The sequence below is a fragment of the Neisseria sp. P0021.S005 genome (genome assembly GCF_051956955.1).
This window is the reverse complement of record NZ_JBQCWY010000442.1, coordinates 1-2,577: the sequence shown is the minus strand read 5'-3', so window position 1 is coordinate 2,577 and position 2,577 is coordinate 1. Positions and strand designations below refer to the sequence as shown.

Here is a 2,577-nt window from a genome sequence, read left to right as displayed (position 1 = left end):
TTGATGAAACTTCTTACTAAACTTAAAAAGAAAAAGACCCTTTAACCATGCCTTCAGAACACCTTATTTCTTCCACTGCCGCAACGCCGTCTGAACATACCGTTGCGTGGGTGTTCGGTCAGCCTGTCACCGATGTGCCGCAGGATTTGTTTATTCCGCCTGATGCGTTGAAGGTGGTATTGAGCAGCTTCCAAGGACCGTTGGATTTGCTGCTGTACCTTATCCGCAAGCAGAATATCGATGTCCTCGATATTCCGATGGTGAAGATTACCGAGCAGTATCTGCACTATATTGCCCAAATGGAAGCGTATCAGTTTGATTTGGCGGCGGAATACCTGCTGATGGCGGCGATGTTGATTGAAATTAAATCGCGCCTGCTGTTGCCGCGTCCTGAAGAAGTTGAGGATGAAGAGGCGGATCCGCGTGCCGAGTTGGTGCGCCGTCTGTTGGCTTACGAACAGATGAAACTGGCGGCTCAGGGTTTGGATGCGTTGCCGCGTGCCGGACGTGATTTTGCTTGGGCGTATCTGCCGTTGGAAATTGCGGTCGAAGCGAAGTTGCCGGAAGTGTACGTTGCCGATTTGACGCAGGCTTGGTTGGGTATTTTGTCGCGTGCCAAGCATACGTGCAGTCATGAAGTGGTGCGGGAAACCATTTCTGTTCGTGCGCAGATGACAGCGATTTTGCGTCGTTTGAACGAAAGCGGTATCAGCAAGTTCAGCGATTTGTTTAAACCGGAGCAGGGCGCGACATATGTGGTGGTCAATTTTATTGCATTGCTGGAATTGGCTAAAGAAGGCTTGGTGCGTATCGTGCAGCCTGAAAATTATGGTGAAATCGAAATCAGCCTGAAAGACGGTTTGGAAACAAACGAAGCCGAAATGTTTTCAGACGGCCTTGAAGCCGATGAAACCGATAACGAAAATTTGAAAAAAGAGAACTAAAATGAATTCGACGACAAGTCATAACAAAGCTTCTTTATGGGCGGTGGGCTTAATGCTGTTTGCCCTGTTTTTTGGGGCAGGGAACCTGATTTTTCCTGCTTTTTTGGGACAGCAGGCCGGTGATAACTGGCTTTCGGCCATGTTCGGCTTTTTGCTGACGGGCGCAGGTTTGCCATTGTTGGGCGTGATTGCCGTCGGCTATTCCGGCTCGCGCGATGTGGAAGCATTGGCCTCCCGTGTTGCGCCTTGGTACGGCGTGACTTTTGCTACCGCGCTTTATCTGGCAATCGGCCCTCTGTTTGCCATGCCGCGTACGGCGACAGTATCTTTTGAAACCGCGATTTCCCCTTTCATTGATGAATCTTGGAAAAGCATCGCATTGGCAGTATTCAGCCTGGTGTTTTTCGGCATTACTTATTGGCTGTCGATTTCTCCGGGGAAGCTGGTTGACCGTATCGGTAAAATTCTCACGCCTGTTTTGTTGCTGTCAATTGCGATATTGGTCGGCTATGCCGCCATTAACCCGATGGGCGTGCCGCAGGCGGCGCAAGGCGATTTTGTCACTCATCCGTTGGTTAAAGGCATTTTGGAAGGCTATGGCACCATGGACGCGCTGGCTTCGCTGGTGTTTGCCATTATAGTCATTGATGCCGTTCGCGCCATGGGCGTGGACAACCGCGCGGACTTGCTGAAGACAACGACGATTTCCGGTGTGTTGGCGGCTTCTTGTTTGGCAGTAGTTTACCTGTTTATTGGCTATATGGGCGCGACAGGTGTGGCCGGTATCGGCTTGCAGGAAAATGGCGCGTCGGTTTTGTCTAAAACTGCACAACACTATTTCGGTACGGCCGGTATTGTGCTGCTTGGCGTTATGGTGCTGCTTGCCTGTCTGAGTACGGCGGTTGGCTTGATTACTTCATGTGCCGAATATTTCAACCGTCTTTGCCCGGGTATTTCTTATAAAACCTTTGTAATACTGAATACGGTGGTGTCTATTCTGTTGGCCAACAAAGGCCTGTCAGCGATTTTGCAGTTTTCCATCCCTATGTTGATGCTGTTGTATCCGCTGACCATCGTCATCATTCTGCTGGCTTTGACAGATAAATTGTTTGGCGGCGGCCGTATTGTCTATTTCTGCACCATGATGGCGGCTCTTGTGGTCGGTTTGCTCGATGCCTATAAGGCCGCGTTTGGATTTGATGCCGATACCGCTGCTGCCATCGAGCGCGCATTGCCGTTTTACAATATCGGTTTAGGGTGGGTTGTTCCCTCTTTAGCCTGCTTTATACTCGGTTGCATTTTGAATGCGGCGTTGAAGAAAAAAGCATGACGATAAAACAGGCCGTCTGAAATGTTCAGACGGCCTGTTTATTTCGCCGACCACGCAAACGACAGATGATTTTTTTAAAGAAATCCGTTATAATTGAAAAGTTAAGGCTTTGCGAAATACCGTTTCGCAGATGCAACATATTGAGAAGATTTATTTCCATAAATCCCGTTTTTTCGGCAAACGACTTGAACTGAAGGCGGATTTCGTGGTATAAATCGCGTTTTACTATTTTAGAAGTTTGGAGACTAACCATGGCACGAGTTTGCAAAGTGACCGGTAAGCGCCCGATGTCTGGCAATAACG

General features: G+C 49.0%; 3 protein-coding genes. 2 read left to right on the top strand and 1 reads right to left on the bottom strand.

Features of this window, described 5'->3' with window-relative positions:
• Window positions 1–47 precede the first annotated feature (47 nt).
• Window positions 48–944 carry a segregation and condensation protein A gene (locus ACTHUE_RS15320; protein WP_070460334.1) on the top strand — a complete coding sequence of 299 codons (897 nt, stop codon included), beginning with the start codon at window positions 48–50 and terminating at the stop codon, window positions 942–944.
• 1 nt (window position 945) lies between these two features.
• Window positions 946–2,274 carry a branched-chain amino acid transport system II carrier protein gene (gene brnQ / locus ACTHUE_RS15315; protein ID WP_070460332.1) on the top strand — a complete coding sequence of 443 codons (1,329 nt, stop codon included), beginning with the start codon at window positions 946–948 and terminating at the stop codon, window positions 2,272–2,274.
• A 25-nt stretch (window positions 2,275–2,299) separates the two neighbouring features.
• Here brnQ and ACTHUE_RS15310 read toward each other — a convergent pair.
• Window positions 2,300–2,577: hypothetical protein (locus ACTHUE_RS15310; RefSeq protein WP_440423918.1), on the bottom strand; the 278-nt coding region annotated here is incomplete at its 5' end.

Excerpts from the sequence above, each read along its gene's own strand:
- brnQ (WP_070460332.1), top strand. The coding sequence starts at position 946 with ATGAATTCGACGACAAGTCATAACAAAGCTTCTTTATGGGCGGTGGGC.
- ACTHUE_RS15320 (WP_070460334.1), top strand. The coding sequence starts at position 48 with ATGCCTTCAGAACACCTTATTTCTTCCACTGCCGCAACGCCGTCTGAA.